The 17,459-nt window shown below is 71.1% G+C and carries 16 protein-coding genes; 9 read left to right on the forward strand and 7 right to left on the reverse strand.

Annotated features, from left to right (window positions below; translation table 11 throughout):
• The first annotated feature begins 57 nt into the window (after positions 1 to 57).
• The 4 genes from tatA (at position 58) to ACZ6SF_RS02680 (ending at position 5,012) form a co-directional block, all read left to right on the forward strand.
• Positions 58 to 309: a Sec-independent protein translocase subunit TatA gene (tatA, locus tag ACZ6SF_RS02665; protein WP_466060123.1), complete on the forward strand. Its 252-nt coding sequence runs from the start codon at positions 58 to 60 to the stop codon at positions 307 to 309.
• 107 nt (positions 310 to 416) lie between these two features.
• Entirely contained in the window at positions 417 to 1,385 is a 969-nt protein-coding gene (tatC, locus tag ACZ6SF_RS02670; RefSeq protein ID WP_466060125.1) for a twin-arginine translocase subunit TatC, read from the forward strand.
• A 76-nt stretch (positions 1,386 to 1,461) separates the two neighbouring features.
• On the forward strand, positions 1,462 to 4,164 hold the full coding sequence (locus ACZ6SF_RS02675) for a DEAD/DEAH box helicase (protein WP_466060127.1): 2,703 nt from the start codon (positions 1,462 to 1,464) through the stop codon (positions 4,162 to 4,164).
• A gap of 77 nt (positions 4,165 to 4,241) precedes the next feature.
• Complete coding sequence (locus tag ACZ6SF_RS02680; protein ID WP_466060129.1) at positions 4,242 to 5,012, forward strand: DUF4333 domain-containing protein; 771 nt, start codon at positions 4,242 to 4,244, stop codon at positions 5,010 to 5,012.
• A gap of 69 nt (positions 5,013 to 5,081) precedes the next feature.
• Here the strand turns inward: ACZ6SF_RS02680 and ACZ6SF_RS02685 are convergent, their stop codons facing one another.
• Positions 5,082 to 6,050, reverse strand: a complete 969-nt coding sequence (locus ACZ6SF_RS02685) for a 5'-3' exonuclease (RefSeq protein WP_466060131.1) — start codon at positions 6,048 to 6,050, stop codon at positions 5,082 to 5,084.
• A gap of 70 nt (positions 6,051 to 6,120) precedes the next feature.
• Here ACZ6SF_RS02685 and ACZ6SF_RS02690 point away from each other — a divergent pair, with 70 nt between their 5' ends.
• Positions 6,121 to 7,254, forward strand: coding sequence for a M24 family metallopeptidase (locus ACZ6SF_RS02690; protein ID WP_466060133.1), 1,134 nt, complete (start codon positions 6,121 to 6,123; stop codon positions 7,252 to 7,254).
• 10 nt (positions 7,255 to 7,264) lie between these two features.
• On the opposite strand, the gene ACZ6SF_RS02695 is transcribed toward ACZ6SF_RS02690, so the two are convergent.
• On the reverse strand, positions 7,265 to 7,669 hold the full coding sequence (locus tag ACZ6SF_RS02695) for a PPOX class F420-dependent oxidoreductase (RefSeq protein ID WP_466060135.1): 405 nt from the start codon (positions 7,667 to 7,669) through the stop codon (positions 7,265 to 7,267).
• 83 nt (positions 7,670 to 7,752) lie between these two features.
• Between ACZ6SF_RS02695 and ACZ6SF_RS02700 the strand changes: the two genes are divergently transcribed.
• The 4 genes from ACZ6SF_RS02700 (at position 7,753) to ACZ6SF_RS02715 (ending at position 11,310) form a co-directional block, all read left to right on the forward strand.
• A complete protein-coding gene (locus ACZ6SF_RS02700; protein WP_466060137.1) occupies positions 7,753 to 8,517 on the forward strand; it encodes an SDR family NAD(P)-dependent oxidoreductase in 765 nt (254 codons plus the stop codon).
• Positions 8,518 to 8,547: 30 nt separating this feature from the next.
• Positions 8,548 to 9,801, forward strand: a complete 1,254-nt coding sequence (gene cbiE, locus ACZ6SF_RS02705) for a precorrin-6y C5,15-methyltransferase (decarboxylating) subunit CbiE (RefSeq protein WP_466060139.1) — start codon at positions 8,548 to 8,550, stop codon at positions 9,799 to 9,801.
• 139 nt (positions 9,802 to 9,940) lie between these two features.
• On the forward strand, positions 9,941 to 10,564 hold the full coding sequence (locus tag ACZ6SF_RS02710) for a DUF8020 domain-containing protein (protein WP_466060141.1): 624 nt from the start codon (positions 9,941 to 9,943) through the stop codon (positions 10,562 to 10,564).
• Complete coding sequence (locus ACZ6SF_RS02715) at positions 10,561 to 11,310, forward strand: cobalt-precorrin-6A reductase (protein ID WP_466061315.1); 750 nt, start codon at positions 10,561 to 10,563, stop codon at positions 11,308 to 11,310. The genes ACZ6SF_RS02710 and ACZ6SF_RS02715 overlap by 4 nt, the downstream gene beginning before the upstream one ends.
• 38 nt (positions 11,311 to 11,348) lie before the next feature.
• Here ACZ6SF_RS02715 and ACZ6SF_RS02720 read toward each other — a convergent pair whose 3' ends face one another.
• From ACZ6SF_RS02720 to ACZ6SF_RS02740, 5 genes are all read right to left on the reverse strand, one after another.
• Positions 11,349 to 11,873 (reverse strand): PadR family transcriptional regulator, encoded by a 525-nt coding sequence (locus tag ACZ6SF_RS02720; protein WP_466060143.1) that lies wholly within the window; start codon positions 11,871 to 11,873, stop codon positions 11,349 to 11,351.
• A gap of 54 nt (positions 11,874 to 11,927) precedes the next feature.
• Positions 11,928 to 13,481 (reverse strand): precorrin-2 C(20)-methyltransferase, encoded by a 1,554-nt coding sequence (locus ACZ6SF_RS02725; RefSeq protein ID WP_466060145.1) that lies wholly within the window; start codon positions 13,479 to 13,481, stop codon positions 11,928 to 11,930.
• Positions 13,478 to 14,113: a precorrin-8X methylmutase gene (locus ACZ6SF_RS02730; protein WP_466060147.1), complete on the reverse strand. Its 636-nt coding sequence runs from the start codon at positions 14,111 to 14,113 to the stop codon at positions 13,478 to 13,480. Before ACZ6SF_RS02730 ends, ACZ6SF_RS02725 begins: the two co-directional genes overlap by 4 nt.
• A gap of 80 nt (positions 14,114 to 14,193) precedes the next feature.
• The gene (locus ACZ6SF_RS02735) at positions 14,194 to 15,756 is read right to left on the reverse strand and encodes a serine/threonine-protein kinase (RefSeq protein ID WP_466060149.1); all 1,563 of its coding nucleotides are present in this window, start codon (positions 15,754 to 15,756) and stop codon (positions 14,194 to 14,196) included.
• Positions 15,757 to 15,771: 15 nt separating this feature from the next.
• Positions 15,772 to 17,421, reverse strand: coding sequence for a serine/threonine-protein kinase (locus ACZ6SF_RS02740; protein ID WP_466060151.1), 1,650 nt, complete (start codon positions 17,419 to 17,421; stop codon positions 15,772 to 15,774).
• Between the last annotated feature and the right edge of the window lie 38 nt (positions 17,422 to 17,459).

Raw genomic sequence — 17,459 nt, forward strand, 5'->3', positions numbered from 1 at the left:
GTCACGTTCTTGCTCCGGGTAGCATCGAGGTCACCACAGTCTTGGGAGGTAACCACAATGGGCAGTCTGAGCATCTGGCACTGGCTGATCATCGCGGCGCTGTTCGTGGTGTTCTTCGGCGCGAAGCGGATGCCCGACGCGGCCCGCAGTCTCGGCCGGTCGCTGCGGATCTTCAAGAGCGAGGTGAGCGAGATGCACAACGACGGCAAGTCCGAGGGCGCCGTCGCGAAACCCGCACCGGAACTGCCGTCGGGCCGTGAGGCGGGCGCCTCGGCCACGGAGACCCGGAGCGAGTCGAAAACGCTCTGAGGCTCCTGTCGCGGGGTCCGGTGTGAACCGGACCCGTGACGAGGGCTGTCCACCCGGCGCTGCCGACCGGGCGGCGAGGCACGCTGACACGAGGGCAACCACACACCATGCGAATTCCGTTCGACCCCCGGCGCAGCAAACGCCGGACCAATCCCGATGGCACGATGTCGCTGGTCGAGCATCTGCGGGAGCTGCGCACCCGGCTGCTGATCTCGCTGGCGGCCATTGTCGTGACCACCCTCGTGGGTTTCCTGTGGTACGCGCATTCGTTCCTGGGGATCGAGAGCCTGGGCGAGATCCTGCGCGGCCCGTATTGCGATCTGCCCGCTTCGGCGCGGGCCACGCTCTCCCCGGACGGTGAATGCCGCCTGCTCGCCACCGCGCCGTTCGAACAGTTCATGCTCCGGTTGAAGGTCGGTCTCACCGCCGGTGTGGTCATGGCCTGTCCGATCTGGCTGTACCAGGTGTGGGCGTTCATCACCCCCGGCCTGTACCCGAAGGAGCGCAAGTACGCGGTCGGGTTCGTGGTGTCGGGATCGGTGCTGTTCGTCGCGGGCGCGGTGCTGGCCTACTGGGTGATCGCCCACGCGCTGAGTTTCCTGCTCAGCATCGGCGACAATGTGCAGATCACCGCGTTGAGCGGTTCGCAGTATTTCAGTTTCATCATCCAGTTGCTGATCATCTTCGGGGTCAGTTTCGAGACGCCGCTGCTGATCATCGGCCTCAACCTGATCGGCGTGCTGCCCTACGAGCGGTTGAAGGCCTGGCGCCGCGGCATCATCTTCGGGTTGTTCGTGTTCGCGGCGATCGTCACCCCGCAAGATCCGTTCTCGATGCTCGCGCTGGCGTTGGCGCTGACGGTGCTGTTCGAGGTGGCGGTGCAGTTCGCCCGGTTCAACGACAGGCGCCGGGCCGTGCGCGCCGAGCAGGAGCTGGGGTCGCTGGACGACGAGCAGGCCTCCCGGATCGACTCGCCCTCCTCGGTGGATCCCGCCGGTCCGATCACCGCCGCCGATCCGGTGGCCGCGCCGCGCGATACCCAGCGCACGACGTCGGACTACTCCGACACGCTCTGAGTTCACCGCCCGGCTGGGGCGGCCGGAGGGATAATCCGGGCGACCGGTGTCGGAATCCTCGATTAGTCTCGGACTCGTGACATCGCACGCGTCGCTGACCGCCGAACTGTCCCGGTTCGCCTCCCAGCTGACATTCGAGCTGGACCCTTTCCAGCGCCATGCCTGTACCGCCCTCGAGGAGGGACACGGGGTACTGGTCTGCGCTCCGACCGGCGCGGGTAAGACGGTGGTCGGGGAGTTCGCGGTGCATCTGGCGCTGGTATCCGGCGGGAAATGCTTCTACACCACGCCCATCAAGGCCCTGTCGAATCAGAAGTTCGCCGACCTCACCGCTCGCTACGGCCGGGAGCAGGTGGGTCTGCTCACCGGCGATCAGTCCATCAATGCCGACGCCCCGGTCGTGGTGATGACCACCGAGGTACTGCGGAACATGATCTATGCGTCCTCCGACGCGCTGCGCGGGCTGTCGCATGTGGTGATGGACGAGGTGCACTACCTGGCCGACCGGTTCCGCGGCGCGGTCTGGGAAGAGGTGATCCTGCATCTGTCGCCGGATGTGCGGCTGGTGAGCCTGTCGGCGACGGTATCCAATGCCGAGGAGTTCGGCGCCTGGATGGAGACCGTGCGCGGGAATACGACGGTGGTGGTGGACGAGACCCGTCCGGTGCCGCTGTGGCAGCACGTGATGGTCGGACGGCGCATGTTCGATCTGTTCGACAGCGAATCCTCCGACCAGCGGGTGCTCGTCGATTCCGATCTGGTCCGCTACATCAAACAGCGGGAGGCCCACGACCGGATGGAGGGCTGGGGTGGCGGTCCGCGCGGGCGCGGCGGTCCGCGGCGTTTCTTCCGGCCGATGCCACGTCCGGAGGTGCTCGCCCGGCTCGACGAGGAAGGGTTGCTCCCCGCCATCACCTTCGTCTTCAGCCGGGCCGGCTGCGACGGCGCCCTGGCCCAGTGCCTGCGTTCGGGTCTGGATCTCAATGCCGGTACCGACCCGGCCGTGGTCGACGCGATCATCGAGAAGCACACCGGTGAACTGCCGCGCGCCGATCTCGAGGTGCTCGGGTACTGGGAATGGCGCGAGGCGCTCTACCGCGGCCTGGCCGCGCACCACGCCGGGATGCTGCCGGCCTTCCGGCACACCGTGGAGGAATTGTTCGTCAAGGGCCTGGTGCGGGCCGTGTTCGCCACCGAGACGCTGGCTCTGGGGATCAATATGCCGGCGCGCACCGTGGTGCTGGAACGGCTCGTCAAGTTCAACGGCGAAACCCACGCGGAGCTGACGCCGGGGGAGTACACGCAGCTCACCGGGCGCGCCGGGCGGCGCGGGATCGACGTCGAGGGTCACGCGGTGGTGCTGTGGCAGCCCGAAGTCGACACCAGCGCGGTCGCCGGGCTCGCCTCCACCCGGACCTATCCGCTGCGCAGCTCCTTCAAGCCCGGATACAACATGTCGATCAATCTGATCGACCGGCTCGGCGCCGAGGAGGCGCGGCTGCTGCTGGAGCGGTCGTTCGCGCAGTTCCAGGCCGACCGATCGGTGGTGGGGCTGGTTCGCGGGATCGAGCGCAACGAGGGCCAGCTGCGCAAACTGGCCGCCCAGCTCGGCGGCGAGGACGGTGATTTCCTCGGGTACTTCCGGTTGCGGGAACGGATCAAACAGCGCGAACGCCAGCTCAACCAGCGGACCCGTACCGATCGGCGTACCGCGTCGGTGGCCGCGCTCATCGAGTTGCGCCGGGGCGATGTGGTGGCCATCGGGGCGGGCCGCCGGGCGGGACTGGCGGTGATCCTCGAACCCGACGCCACCCCCGGCGACCCGCGCCCGCTGGTACTCACCGAGGACAAATGGGCGGGGCGGGTCTCGGTGGCGGATTTCCCGGTCCCGGCCCAGCCCCTGGGCCGGATGCGGCTGCCGCGGCGGGTCGACCACCGCACCGCCCGGACCCGTCGCGATCTGGCCTCGGCGCTGCGCAGTACCGGAATCACGGCGCCGCACCGGCCCCGGCGGGACAAACGCGCCGCGGGCTCCGACGACGCCGAACTGGAAACCCTGCGGCGGACCCTGCGGGCCCATCCCGCCCATTCCCGGCCCGATCGTGAACAACTGGCCCGGGTGGGGGAGCGCTACAACCGGGTGGGCCGGGAGACCGAGGCGATGCGGCAGAAGGTCGCCGCGACCACGAATTCGCTGGCCCGCACCTTCGACCGGATCGTCGGGCTGCTCGAGGAGCGCGGTTTCGTGCACGACGGGGAGGTCACCGCGGACGGCCGGCGCCTGGCGCGGATCTACGCGGAAAGCGATCTGCTGGTCGCCGAATGTCTGCGCCAGGGATTGTGGCGCGGGCTCGGCCCGGCGGAGCTGGCCGCGGTGGTCTCGATCCTGGTGTACGAATCCCGTTCCGAAGGCGGGTATCTCGGCGCGACGGGCCCCACCGCGCCGATCCGGCGCGCGGTGGCCGACACTCTCGCGCAGTGGTCACGGTTGCGCAACGACGAGGCCGAACACCGGCTGGCGCCGAGCCGCGAACCGGATCTGGGTTTCGTGGGCGGTATCTACAAATGGGCGCGCGGCGACGCGCTCGCGGATTCCTTGCTGGCCAGCGGAGATCAGGGCACACCGCTGTCCGCGGGCGATTTCGTGCGCTGGTGCCGCCAGGTGATCGACCTGCTCGACCAGATCCACAGCACCGCAGACGATACGGAGGTCGCCGCCACCGCGGCCAAGGCCGTGCGGGCGATTCGCCGTGGTGTCGTCGCGGTGGACGCAGCGTGAGACCATCGATTGTGATTTGATTTCAACCGCACGCGGGGGGCTACCGTGTGTTTGACGATGCGAGTGGAGGCAACCAGATGAGCGGGCCGTACGGACCGAACGACGCCCCGGGGACGGGGGAGGGACGTAACGATCCCACCCAGGTCTGGGGCGGGCAGCAGCCGCCCGGTGCGGCGCCGCAGTGGGGGAACCAGCAGCCCTCGCAGCCGCCGGTGAGTGATCCGCAGCAGGCGCAGCCCACGCAGCAGTGGGGTGACCCGAACCAGCAGCAGTGGGGTCAGCAGCCCCAGCCGCCGCAGCAGCAACAGTGGAGCCAGCCGCAGCCGCAACCCGAACAGCCGCAACAGCAGCAGTGGGGCGACCCGAACCAGCAGCAGTGGGGTCAGCAGCCGCAGCAGCAGTGGGGAGATCCCAACCAGCAGCCGCAGCAGCAGTGGGCCGATCCGAACCAGCAGCAGTGGGGTCAGCAGCCGCAGCAGCAGTGGGGCCAGCAGCCCCAGCAGCAGTGGGCGGGACAGCCGCAGTCCTCCGGCGGCGGTAAGAAGACCGGTCTGTTCATCGGGCTCGGCCTGCTGGCCGTGGTGGTGGTCGGCGCCGTGGTCGGGGCGATCCTCCTGCTCACCAGCACCGACCAGCTCGATCAGGCCGCGGTGCAGGACGGGGTCGCGAAGGTGCTCAAGGAGTCCTACGGGATCGAGGACGTCAAGGATGTCCAGTGCCCGTCCGGCCAGGACGTGGCCGTGGACGCGACCTTCAGCTGCGATCTGAAGGTCGGCGGCGAGGCCAAGACGGTCAATATCAAAATCACCAAGGAGGACGGGACCTACGAGGTCGGCCGTCCCAGCTGATCCGATTGCCGAGAACCCGCCGGGAGGTGCCCCCGGCGGGTTCCGCCTGTGCGGGGATGATTCCGGAGCTCAGGAACAGGTCGCGAGTGCGGTGATCAGCCGTTGGATCGGGCTCTCCGCGTTGTAGCGCGCCGCCAGCTCGGCCAGAGCGTCGGCGTCGGCGGGGATCGGATGCAGGGTATCGGGCCGCGACAGGATGACATCCGCGTCCCGGACCACCCGCACAACCGGCGCGGCGGCGTCGAGATAGCCGGCCGCGGCACGGAGCTTGGCGCGCATCCCCTGGGCCAGCTCGGCATCGGGATCCTCGACCGCGGCGCGCAGCGCCTCGAGCGTGCCGAAACGGCCGATCAGGGTGGCCGCGGACTTCTCGCCGATCCCGGCGGCGCCGGGGAGGCCGTCGGAGGAATCGCCACGTAACGTCGCCATATCCGCGTACGCGGGTCCGGCGTTCTCCGGCGGTACTCCGTATTTCGCGGCGAGTTCAGCGGGCCCGAACAATTCGGCCTTCGCCAGGCCGCGGCCGGCGTACAGCACCCGGACCGGCGGCGCCGGGGTATCGCGCACCAGCTGCAGCAGATCCCGGTCGCCGCTGACCACGACCACGGGATCGGTGCGTTCGGTGGAGGCGAGGGTTCCGAGCACGTCGTCGGCTTCCAGCCCTTCGGCGCCGCCGGTGGCGATCCCGGCCGCGGCCAGCACCTCGAGGATCATCTCGACCTGCGGGGTGAGCCGGTCGGGGACGACTTCGGCGCCCGGTTCGGCACCGGCGGAGGTATCGAGCCGATGAGCCTTGTAGGTGGGTACCAGCTCCACCCGGAACCGGGGCCGCCAGTCCAGGTCCAGGCAGACCACCAGCCGGGCGGGGCGGTGCCGGGTGATGAGCGAGGCGACCATATCGGTGAAACCGCGCAGCGCGTTCACCGAGCGGCCGTCGGGGGCGGTGATCTTGTCCGGGATGGCGTGGAAGGCCCGGAACCACAGACTCGCTCCGTCCAGCAGCAGTAGCGGACGCGGGGCGGATTCGGTCGTAGTCACCTGCCGGAATCTACCGGGCGCCACCGACGATCCCGCGTGCCGTCCCCGGACGCGGGGTAAGTTCGAGTCCATGAGCGCGCACACGGAGTCACGGTTCGCGGCGGAGGTCTACGGGGAACGGCTGGAGCGGGCGGTGCAGTTGCTGCACGCCGCGCATCTGGACGCACTGCTCATCACTCCGGGCCCGGACCTGCGGTATCTCATCGGTTCGGCGGCGCAATCCTTCGAACGGCTGACCTGTCTGGTGATCACCTCGGACAAGGCCACCCCGTCGGTGGTCATACCGAAACTCGAGGTGGCGGGGCTGGCCGAATCGGCCGTGGACGACCTGGGGTTGCGGGTCCTGGACTGGGTCGACGGGGTCGATCCGTACGAACTCGTGCAGTCGGCGCTGCATATCGGGTCGCGGGTGGCGGTCGCCGACGCGATGCCGGCCCTGCATCTGCTGCCGCTGGCGCGTAGTTTCAGCGGACTGCCGGTCTCGGCGACACCGGTCCTGCGGGAGCTGCGCATGATCAAGGACGATGCCGAGATCGAGGCGCTGCGGCGCGCGGGCGCGGCCATCGACCGGGTCCATGCCCGGATGGCGGAGTTCCTGCGGGTCGGACGCACCGAGGCCGAGGTCGGCCGGGATATCGCGGACGCGCTCGTCGCCGAGGGTCATACCGAGGCGGCGTTCGTGATCGTCGGCAGCGGCCCCAACGGCGCCAGCCCGCATCACGAGGTGTCCGACCGGCGGATCGAAGCCGGAGATGTGGTGGTCGTGGATATCGGCGGGCCGGTGGAACCGGGCTACTACTCCGATTCCACCCGCACCTACGTGCTCGGCGAACCCGCGCCGGAGATCGCGGCGCGGATCGGGGAGCTGGATCGCGCGCAGGCGGCCGCGGTGGCCGCCGTACGACCCGGAATCACGGCCTCCGCCGTCGACGCGGCCGCGCGGCAGCCACTGGAGGCGGCCGGGTTCGGCCCGGCCTTCGTGCACCGGACCGGTCACGGGATCGGCCTCTCGGTGCACGAGGAGCCCTATATCGTCGCCGGCAACGAGCTGGAACTACGGCCCGGAATGGCCTTCAGTATCGAACCCGGAATCTATTTCCCGGGGGAATGGGGCGCCCGGATCGAGGACATCGTGGTCGTCACCGAGGACGGCTGCGAATCGGTGAACCGGCGCCCGCACGGGCTCACGGCGCTGCCCGTCTGACCGGCCCGGCTCAGGCGGTGCGCAGCGCGACCCCGCACAGCACGCGCCGCACCTCGATGACCACCACCACCCGGGCCGGATTCTCGCGCGGCACCCGGTAGCGCAGCGCGTAGCGGCGTTCGGCATCCCGGACCTCGTCCGGATCGTCGCGGACCGACGCCGGACCCTCCAGGGTGAGCCACCGCCGCCCGTCGACCTGTCCGACGGAGGCGTAGCCGCCGCGGCGGGCGTTACGCGCCTTCACCGAACCGCCGCCGGTGATCACCCGCACCAGGCCCGCCTCGGGGTCCCAGGTGAATCCCACCGGCACCAGATGCGGGGTGCCGTCGGCCCGCAGCGTGGTGAGCATCGCCAGATGGCGTTCGGTGAGGAACTCGACCGCGGCGGGGGAGAGATCGACTGTATGTGGTGCCATGAACCGACCGTAGTCGTCGCCACGCGGGGCGCCGGCGTCTCCCGGTGCCGTCCGTGCGTCCACCCGGATGACAGACTGAGCGCATGGTTGTGCGTCGTACACGAGGGATCGACCCGGGCACAGTGCTGGTGCTGGGTGGACGCAGCGAGATCGGGCTGCAGGTCGCGCTGCGGCTGGCGCCGGGGCGATCGGTCGTGCTGGCCGCCCGGCGGTGTGAGGATCTGGACACCGAGACCGCGGCGCTGACGGCCGCCGGGGCCACCGCGGTGCATCCGGTGGAGTTCGATGCCGACGATACCGCGAGCCATCCCCCCCTGCTGGCCAAGATCGTCGCCGATTACGGCCCGATCGGCGTCGCCGTCCTGGCCTTCGGCGTGCTGGGCGACCAGGCCCGCGCGGAAGCCGATCCGGCCCACGCGCTGGCGGTGCTCCACACCGACTACACCGCGCAGGTCAGCGTCCTGACCGTGCTCGCCGCGGAACTCCGCGCGCAGGGCAGCGGGCAGCTCGTCGTGTTCTCCTCGGTCGCGGGGGTCCGGGTGCGCCGCGCCAACTATGTCTACGGATCGGCCAAGGCGGGCCTGGACGGTTTCGCCTCGGGTCTCGCCGACGCCCTGCACGGCAGCGGCGTGCATCTGCTGCTGGCGCGACCGGGTTTCGTGATCGGCGCCATGACCGAGGGGATGACTCCGGCCCCGTTCTCCAGTACGCCGGACCAGGTCGCCGGCGCGGTGGTCACCGCACTGGGGCGCCGGACCGGGAAGGTGTGGATTCCGGGAATCCTGCGTCCGATCTTCTTCGGGATGAGGCTGCTGCCCCAGGCGATCTGGCGGCGGATGCCGCGGTGAGTACGCGCGGTACGGAACCGGGTCCGCGAGGTGAGTAGCGGCCCGGCGGTCGAATGGTCCGGGCCCCGGATCCCGGTGGTGGGAATCGGCGCCGACGGCTGGCCCGGTCTGTCCGAGACCGCACGCGCCGCGCTGCGTGACTGCACGGTGGTACTGGGGTCGTCCCGGCAGCTCGAGCTGCTCCCGGCCGAGGTGACCGCCCGCCGGGAGCCGTGGCCGTCGCCGCTGCTGCCCGCGCTGCCCGGGTTGCTGGCCGCTCGGCGCGATACCCGGCTGGGCGTGCTGGCCAGCGGTGATCCGATGTTCTACGGGATCGGCGCCACCCTGGCGCGGCTGCTCGGACCGGAGGCGCTGCGGGTGCTGCCGCAGCCGTCCTCGGCGTCACTGGCGTGTGCGCGGCTGGGCTGGCCGCTGCCGGAGGTGAGTGTCGTGAGCGCGGTCGGCCGTCCGGTGCAGCGGCTGCACCCGGAACTCACCGAGGGGCGCCGGATCCTCGTGCTCAGCGCCGATGCCGGCACACCCGGCCGGGTGGTGGATCTGTTGCGGCGCAACGGGTTCGGACCTACCCGGGTGACGGTTCTGGAACAACTCGGCGGCCCGGCCGAGCGGATCGTGTCGGAAACGGCGGCGCACTGGGACCGGCCGCCGGGAGATCCGCTCAATATCGTCGCGCTCACGGTGGCGGCCGACCCCGGGGCCACCCGGCTGACCCGGCTGCCGGGATTGCCCGATACCGCCTACGACGGTGACGGCCAGCTCACGAAATCCGAGATCCGTGCCCTCACGCTCGCGGCCCTGGCGCCCGCGCCGGGGGAGACGCTGTGGGATATCGGCGGCGGATCGGGCACCATCGCGATCGAATGGTGCCGCAGCCATCCGTCGTGCCGGGCGCTCACCTTCGAGAGTCTGCCGGCGCGGCGCGCGCAGATCGCGGCGAATGCCGCCGCGCTGGGTGTTCCGGATATCGGCGTGCGCGCGGAGGCGGTCGCCGAGATCCGGGCGGACGCGGGACTTCCCGTTCCGGCCGCGATCTTCCTCGGCGGCGGTCTCACCGTTCCCGGTCTGTTCGACCTGTGCTGGTCACGTCTTCCGGCGGGCGGACGCCTGGTCGCGAACGCGGTCACGGCCGAATCGGAGACGCTGTTGCTGGAGTGGTCGGCCGCGCACGGCGGGGCGCTGCGGCGGTTCCAGGTGTACCGGGGCGAACCCCTCGGGCGGTTCACCACCTGGCGTCCGCAGCTGCCGGTGACCCAGTGGTCGGTGGTGAAGCCCGGCCGGTCGTGACGGGTGGCGGAGTGTGATGTGCACTGCCTCGGGCCTTCTCGAGTGTGACAACCCGAATGGACGAATCGGGCAGCGGTAGTAAGGTCACCGATGTTCCGAGCGTGGGCCACCGGGCCCGTGCGCAACGGGGAGATCGATTGTGAGATACAAGAAGTTCGCCGCGACCGCGATCATGGCCGCCGCGGCCACCGGTGTCGCCGCCGGTACCGGATACGCCGCTCCCGCCCCCTCGGCGCCCGCCGCCGAACAGCAGCAGAACGCGGTACCGGAGGTCACCGGGAACGACCGCGGCGTCGACTACACCCTGGCGCTGGCCGAGGCGGGGAAGTCGCTGGTCACCACCGTTACCGGGGGCGCCTTCAGCCTGGACTCCGGCAAGAACGAGGTGGTCCTGACCAACGCGGCCGGGGAGCGTCTCACCAGCATCCCGCTGGACCAGCGGTCCGGCGACCAGATCGTCACCGTCGCCGCGAAGATCGACGAAGGCAACAGCCGCCTGACCCTCACCCCGCAGGCCACCCCGGTCGCCGGGGCTCCCGCGCAGGCGCAGTTCATCGGCGCGCAGCAGTGGTTCATGAACGAACTGCAGGCGGCTTCGCTGGGTGCCGCCGTGGGTGCGGCGATCGGTGCCGGGATCGGATTCCTGTTCCTGGGTGTCGGGCTGATCCCGGGCGCGATCATCGGCGCCGGTATCGGTCTCGCCGTGGCCGGCGGCCCGCCGCTGCTGGATTCGGCCATCGCCTACTTCAGCGGCCAGCCCTGAGAATTCTGCTGCTGGGCGGGACCGGTGAAGCCCGCGAACTCGCCCACCTCCTGACCGGCGAGCCGGGACACGAGATCGTGTCCTCGCTCGCCGGTCGGGTGTCCGATCCGGCCCGTCCGCCCGGCCGGGTGCGGATCGGGGGGTTCGGCGGCGTGGAGGGTTTGCGGACCTGGCTGGCGGACAACCGCATCCAGCTGGTCGTCGACGCGACCCATCCGTTCGCCGCGACCATGACCGCTCACGCCGCGCTGGCGTGCGCCCGGCTGGGGCTGCCCGTGCTGCGGCTACAGCGGCCCGGCTGGACCGCCGAACCGGGCGACCGGTGGTATCCGGTACCGGATACGGCCGCCGCGGCGGCGCGGGCGGCCGCGCTCGGCAGCCGGATCCTGCTCACGGTGGGCCGGCAGGGCGTCGGCGTCTTCGCCGGGTATCCGCGGCCCTGGTATCTGATCCGGGCCATCGACCCGCCGGAAGCGCCGCTGCCGCCGCGACACGAACTGCTCCTCGCCCGTGGGCCTTTCACGGTGGACGAGGAGGCCGCCCTGCTGGCCCGGCACCGGATCGAGGTCGTGGTGACCAAGAACAGCGGCGGCTCGGCCACCGCGGCCAAACTCGTGGCCGCCCGGGCCGCGGAACTCGCGGTGGTGATGATCGACCGGCCGCCGGTGCCGCCGGATATGGCCGTGGTCGAGTCCGTGTCCGCGGCGCACCGCTGGATCTCGGAGTTCAGCGGCGCGTTCCCGTGACCGGGCGCCGCGGACACCGGCGACCGCGCCGGTTCACCTCACCGGGACAGCAGTTCCGGTAACCGGTCGAACCAGTCCAGGACCGCGCGTTCGTAGCCGATTCCGAATTCCAGGGTGGCCCGGGAATGCGGGGACAGACAGGCGGGGTCCTCGGCGCGGTAGCGGTCGAGGCGTTCCTGGTGGACCTTACGTTCGTTATCGATGATCGAGGCCAGGTGCGCGCGGTCGAGATGACCACCGAAATGCAGCGTGAGCAGCAGCGGGAACCGGATCGTCTCGGCGCCCGGGTCACGGGCGATCCACTCGGCGAACTCCGCGCGACCCGCCTCGGTGATGCGGTACGGGGTGCGATCCCGGGCGCCCGCCTCGCCCTTGACCACCAGTCCGGCCGCATCCATGGCGGCGAGCTCGCGATACACCTGGCTCTGGGTGACGGTCCAGAAATCCCCGATCCGCTCCTGCGCCAGCGTCACCAGATCCCAGCCCGACATGGGTCCCTCGTGCAGGAACCCCAGCAGTGAGGCGGCCGTGGAGTTCAGCGACCGCTTCGATTTGGCGTTCACCACATCTCCCTTTCACCGACGGTATTCCATAGTGGAATGCTATCGGATGGGGGATCAGGTGTGATAGCGCCGTGCCGTGTACACGCGGGGCGCGGCGTCCGCGTCGCGTTCCACCACCGCGGTGGTGGAGGCGCCGATGATCAGCAGTGTCCGCATATCGACCTCGGCGGGATCGAGATCGCCCAGCCGGATCACCCGCACGGTTTCCGACGGACCGCCCACATCGCGTCCCAGCACCACCGGCGTGCCCGGATCACGATGTTCGAGCAGGAGCTCCTTCATGGCCCCGACCTGCCAGGTGCGCCGGCTGGAGGCCGGGTTGTAGATCGCGATGGCCATATCCGCCGCCGCCACGGCGGCCAGCCGCCGGGCCACCACCTCCCAGGGTTTGAGCCGATCGGACAGCGAGATCGTGGCGTAGTCGTGGCCCAGCGGCGCGCCGACCCGGCTGGCGACCGCGTTGGCCGCGGTGACTCCCGGCAGTACCCGCACCGGTACCTCCGCCCACTGGGGGTCCGCGGATTCCTCCAGTACCGCGGACGCCATCGCGAAAACACCGGGATCGCCGGAGGACACCACGACCACCCGGCCGCCGCGCCGGGCCAGATCCAGTGCCATGGCGGCACGTTCGGATTCGACCCGGTTGTCGCTGCCGTGCCGGCGCTGTCCGTCGCGGACCGGAACCCGGTCGATATAGGTCGTGTACCCGACCAGATCGGTGGCGTCGGTGAGCGCGGCACGGACCTCGGGGGTGGTCCACGCGGTATCGCCCGGGCCGAGCCCGACCACCACGACCTCACCGATACCCGCATCCGCCCGGCTGTCCACGTCGCTTCCGGAATCGGCCGCGGCGCTGCGGCGTCCGGCCGGTAGCGCGGTGGTCGGCTCCGGCCCGGGGACCAGAGTGATGGCGAAATACGGGACCCGGGATTCGTCGACCTCGCCGGCGGGCAGTACCCGTTCGCGGCCGGTACTGGCCCGTTCCACGTAGTAGGCGCGGTCGAGGCGGCCGGAATCGGCCAGTGCCTTGCGGACCGCGGGATAGGTGCGGCCGAGCTTCATGATGGCGGCGGCATCGCTGTCGGCCAGCCGGCGGGTGAGCTCGTCGGCGGGCATGGTGCCCGGCAGGACCGTCAGTACCTGATCGCCCTCCACCAGCGGCGTACCCAGCGCCGCCGACGCACCGCTCACCGAGGTGATACCGGGAACGATCTCGGCCTCGAACCGGTCGGCGAGCCGGCGGTGCATATGCATATAGGAGCTGTAGAACAGCGGATCTCCCGCGGCCAGCAGGGCCACCGACCGGCCGGCGGCGAGATGGGCGGCCAGCCGTTCGGCGGCCGCGGTGTAGAACTCGTCGATCGCGCCCTGGTATCCGCCCGGATGGTCGGTGGTCTCGGTGGTCACCGGATAGACCAGATGCTCTTCGAGCTGGCCGGGCCGCATATACGGTTCGGCGATCCCGCGCGAGATACTGCGCCCGTGCCGGGCGCTGTGGAAGGCGATCACATCGGCCTGCGCGATGACCCGGGCCGCCTTCACCGTCACCAGTTCGGGATCGCCCGGCCCCAGCCCGACTCCCCAGAGTTTCCCGGTCCGCACGCTCATTCCTCTTCGCTCGCGATCGCGTTGAGCGCCGAGGCGGTGATGGCACTGCCACCGCGCCGCCCGCGCACCGTCAGGTAGTCGAGGCCGGCGGTCGCGGCGAGCGCTTCCTTCGATTCGGCGGCGCCCACGAACCCCACCGGGATCCCGATCACCGCCGCCGGCGCCGGTGCGCCCGCGGCGATCATGTCGAGCAGATGGAACAGCGCGGTCGGCGCGTTCCCGATCGCGACCACCGACCCGCCCAGTCGATCGCGCCACAGCTCCAGCGCCGCGGCCGAGCGAGTGGTGCCCAGCCGGGCCGCCAGCTCGGGAACCCGCGGATCGCGCAGCAGGCACAGCACCTCGTTATCGGCGGGCAGCCGCTTCCGGGTGACCCCCGAGGCCACCATGTTCGCATCGCACAGGATCGGGGCGCCGTCACGCAGGGCGGCCCGCGCCGCCGCGACCACGCCCGGAGTGAACAGCACATCGCCCGCCAGGTCCACCTGACCGCATCCGTGGATCATCCGCACCACGACCTGTGAGATATCCGCCGGGAACCGGTCCAGTTCGGCCTCGGACCTGATGATCGCGAACGATCGGCGGTAGATCTCACCTGCCTCGGTGAGGTAACTGGCGCGTGTCTCGGGCATGGGCACACCCTATGCCGGGGCACCCGGGCCGAGCCGGTGCGGGTCGTGCGGAACGGCCCGCCCGCGACCGGGTCGCTGGGTCAGAGCGGGGCGCCGGCCCACCACTGGCCGACGATGTCGCCACCGCCGTGATGCGGCCACGACATATCGATGACGACCCAGGCCCGGGCCGGATCGTCGAAGGACACCGTGAGCAGGCCGGTGTTCGCGCCCGGGTAGTCGCTCCAGCGCATCCGGCCGGATCCCGAGGCGCGGGTCCAGGGCTGCTCGCGGGTGGTGTCGTTGTCGATATTCGTGGTGAAGGTGGAATCCCGGCGCGGGTCGCCGCGCCGGAACGACCAGACGTAATAGGTGAGGCCGTTGTCCTGTACGCATTCCACCGCGGGCGCGCCGCCGTTGTTGAGGACCTCGATATCGGTGCACCGGACTCCCTGATAGCCGGTCTCGCCGGGCGAGGCCGGGAGCAGACCGGGGAACAGCGCCACCAGTTCGCCGTTTCGGCCCCACGCCGCATTCACCGCCGGGGTGTCCGGTGCCGGGGTGACCGCCGTGGTGCGCGATGTGGGGACCGGTGGCGCGGCGGTGGGCGCCGGACCCGGGTCGGAGCCGGCCGCGGGCCGCAGGGCCAGGGCCACGACGGTCACCGCCACGACCGCGAGGCCCGCGGTCGCGCCGAGCAGGGCCGCCGTCGAGATCCGGCGCGACCGGGCCCGCTGCCATCGCGTATTCGGCGGAAGCACCGCGGGACCGGGCGGCCGTGCGGGAACGAAGGCCGGTGGTGGGAGCGGGGTGGGCGCGGCCAGGGCGCGGTCGGCGGCGGCGGCGAGGTCGCGGCAGGTGCCGAAGCGATCCCGCGGGGCCTTCGCCATCGCGCGGGCTACCACCGCGTCCAGGGCGGCCGGCATCGAGGCGCCGAACTCCGACGGCCGCGGCGGCCGTTCCTCCAGATGAGCGGCGAGCACGGCTGCCGGATTCGCGCGTTCGAACGGCGGCCGCCCGGTGAGCAACTGGAACAGCGTGCAGCCCAGGGCATAGATATCGGCGCGGTGATCGGTGGGTTCGCCGCGGATCTGCTCCGGTGACACGTAGGCGAGGGTCGCGACCACCGCACCGGTATCGGTGAGCCGGGCGTCGTCGCGGATCGCGCGGGCGATCCCGAAATCGGTGACGAACACCTGATCCCGGCCTTCGTCGTCGACGCCGACCAGCAGATTGGCCGGTTTGATATCGCGATGCAGCAGCCCGCGGCGGTGCGCGGCGTCCAGCCCTTCCGCCGCCTGGGCGATGATTCCCGCGACCCGGTGCGGCGGCAGCGCCGTCCGGCCCTGCCGGATCAGCCGCGCGGCGTCGGTTCCCGGTATGTACCGCATGGCGATCCACAGCCGGCCGTTCTCCTCGCCGCGGTCGTAGACCTCCACCACATTCGGATGGTCGACGCGCACCGCGAGATCGGCCTCCCGCTCGAAACGAGCCCGCAGCACCGGATCGGCTCCGGCGGTGTCGAGAACCTTCACCGCGACCGAACGCGGAAGGCGCGGATGACGGGCCAGGTAGACCGTGCCCATCCCGCCGGCGCCGAGGCGCCGCTCGATCCGGTACCCGGCGAATTCGCTGCCCGGCCGCAGCACCCGGTCCGGTGTCATGGTCTGCTCCCGGAGTCACAGCGGCGCATCGGCCCACCATCGGTCGAAAACGTCGCGGCCGCCCGATCCGCCGGAGGCCGCGACCTCGCAGAAACTGCGGGCGGGATCGTCGAAAGTCACCTCGAGCAACCCGAACCCGGAGTACGCGTCGGTGCCCCACCGCACCGTCCCGGTGCCCGACGGCCGGGTCCACCGCTGGTCGCGGAAGTCGGCCAGGCCGGTGGCGTCGAGGGACGGCGCCAGCGGTGCGCGGCCCGGATCGCAGCGCACGTTGACGTGGAACCCGGCGGGATCGTCGGTGGGGCAGTGCAACCAGGCGCCGAGGTCGTCGTTGAGGGCGCACCGCATACCGGCGTAGCCGGTCGATTCGGGATCGGGCGGCAGCAGACCGGGGAACGCGTCGACGATATACGCGGCCGGGCCCCAGGGGCTGTCCGGCGGTAGCGGCGCCGTGGTGGGCGGCGCCGATCCACTCGGTGGTGGTGGGGTCGCCGGGGTGGTCGGGTTACCCGCGACGGTCTCCGCGCCGCCGCCGACCAGCAGCCACCCGCCGATCCCCGCCGCCAGTGCCACCGCCGGCGCTATCAGGCCGGCGACGACGCGGCCGCGGGCCGCCGGCCGGTGCCGCTCCCCGGGTCCGGTACGCGCACCGAGGACACCGGCGCGGCCCCCCGGCCACGCCGCGGCGGTGACCGGCGTTCCGGCAGGTGCCGGTGTGACAGGTGACCCGGTCGGGCGATCGCCCGGCCGGGACGACGAGTCTCGCGATACGACCCCCCGGCCGCCGGGTACCGGGCGCGGTCCGGACAGCGGTCCCTCGGCCACCGGTCCCAGTGCGGCGCGGGCGGCGGCGGCCAGTTCGGCGCAGCTGCCGAAACGTGCCTCCGGATCCTTGGCCATCGCGCGCGAAACCACTTCGTCCATGGCCGGTGTCAGCTCCGGGCGCGCCCGGGAGGGGCGCGGCGGCGGTTCGGAGAGATGCGCGTAGATCACCGCCGCCCCGCTGCGATGCCCGAACGGCCTGCTGCCGGTGAGCAGTTCGTAGAGGGTGCAGCCGAGGGAGTAGATATCGGCGCGGTGGTCCAGTGGGCGGCCGGAGAGCTGTTCGGGCGCCGCGTAGGCGAAGGTGGCGAGCACCGAGCCGGTGGCGGTGAGATCGGTGGTGGCGTCGAGGGACCGGGCGATCCCGAAATCGGTGATCCGCACCAGATCGGCGCCGTCGTCGCCCGCCGAGACCAGGATGTTCGCCGGTTTCACATCACGATGCAGCAGTCCGCGCCGGTGGGCCGCGTCCAGCCCCCGCGCGGCCTGGGACACGATCTCGACCGCCCGGCGCGGGGGAAGCGCCGCCGGACCGCGGGCCACCAGGGCGCTCGCGTCCAGACCGTCCACGAACCGCATCGAGATCCACAGGCGGCCGTTCTCCTCGCCGCGGTCGTAGATCGAGACGATATTCGGATGTTCCAGCCGCGCGGCGAGTTCGGCCTCCCGTTCGAAGCGGGCCCGGAATTCGGTATCCGCGGCGAGGGTTTCGTCGAGGACCTTCACCGCGTCGCGGCGGGGCAGCCGGGGATGCTGCGCGAGGTACACCGCACCCATCCCACCCGAGCCGATCGGCCGGATGATCCGATACCCGGCGAAATTCGCCCCCGCAGCCAGCGTCACGCGTCGACCTCCTGCGCTCACGCTACCGGAGAGAACGC

The organism is Nocardia sp. NPDC049935 (assembly GCF_055586645.1).

Excerpts from the sequence above, each read along its gene's own strand:
- tatA (WP_466060123.1), top strand. The coding sequence starts at position 58 with ATGGGCAGTCTGAGCATCTGGCACTGGCTGATCATCGCGGCGCTGTTC.
- tatC (WP_466060125.1), top strand. The coding sequence starts at position 417 with ATGCGAATTCCGTTCGACCCCCGGCGCAGCAAACGCCGGACCAATCCC.
- ACZ6SF_RS02680 (WP_466060129.1), top strand. The coding sequence starts at position 4,242 with ATGAGCGGGCCGTACGGACCGAACGACGCCCCGGGGACGGGGGAGGGA.
- ACZ6SF_RS02690 (WP_466060133.1), top strand. The coding sequence starts at position 6,121 with ATGAGCGCGCACACGGAGTCACGGTTCGCGGCGGAGGTCTACGGGGAA.
- ACZ6SF_RS02695 (WP_466060135.1), bottom strand. The coding sequence starts at position 7,669 with ATGGCACCACATACAGTCGATCTCTCCCCCGCCGCGGTCGAGTTCCTC.
- ACZ6SF_RS02700 (WP_466060137.1), top strand. The coding sequence starts at position 7,753 with ATGGTTGTGCGTCGTACACGAGGGATCGACCCGGGCACAGTGCTGGTG.
- ACZ6SF_RS02725 (WP_466060145.1), bottom strand. The coding sequence starts at position 13,481 with ATGAGCGTGCGGACCGGGAAACTCTGGGGAGTCGGGCTGGGGCCGGGC.
- ACZ6SF_RS02730 (WP_466060147.1), bottom strand. The coding sequence starts at position 14,113 with ATGCCCGAGACACGCGCCAGTTACCTCACCGAGGCAGGTGAGATCTAC.
- ACZ6SF_RS02735 (WP_466060149.1), bottom strand. The coding sequence starts at position 15,756 with ATGACACCGGACCGGGTGCTGCGGCCGGGCAGCGAATTCGCCGGGTAC.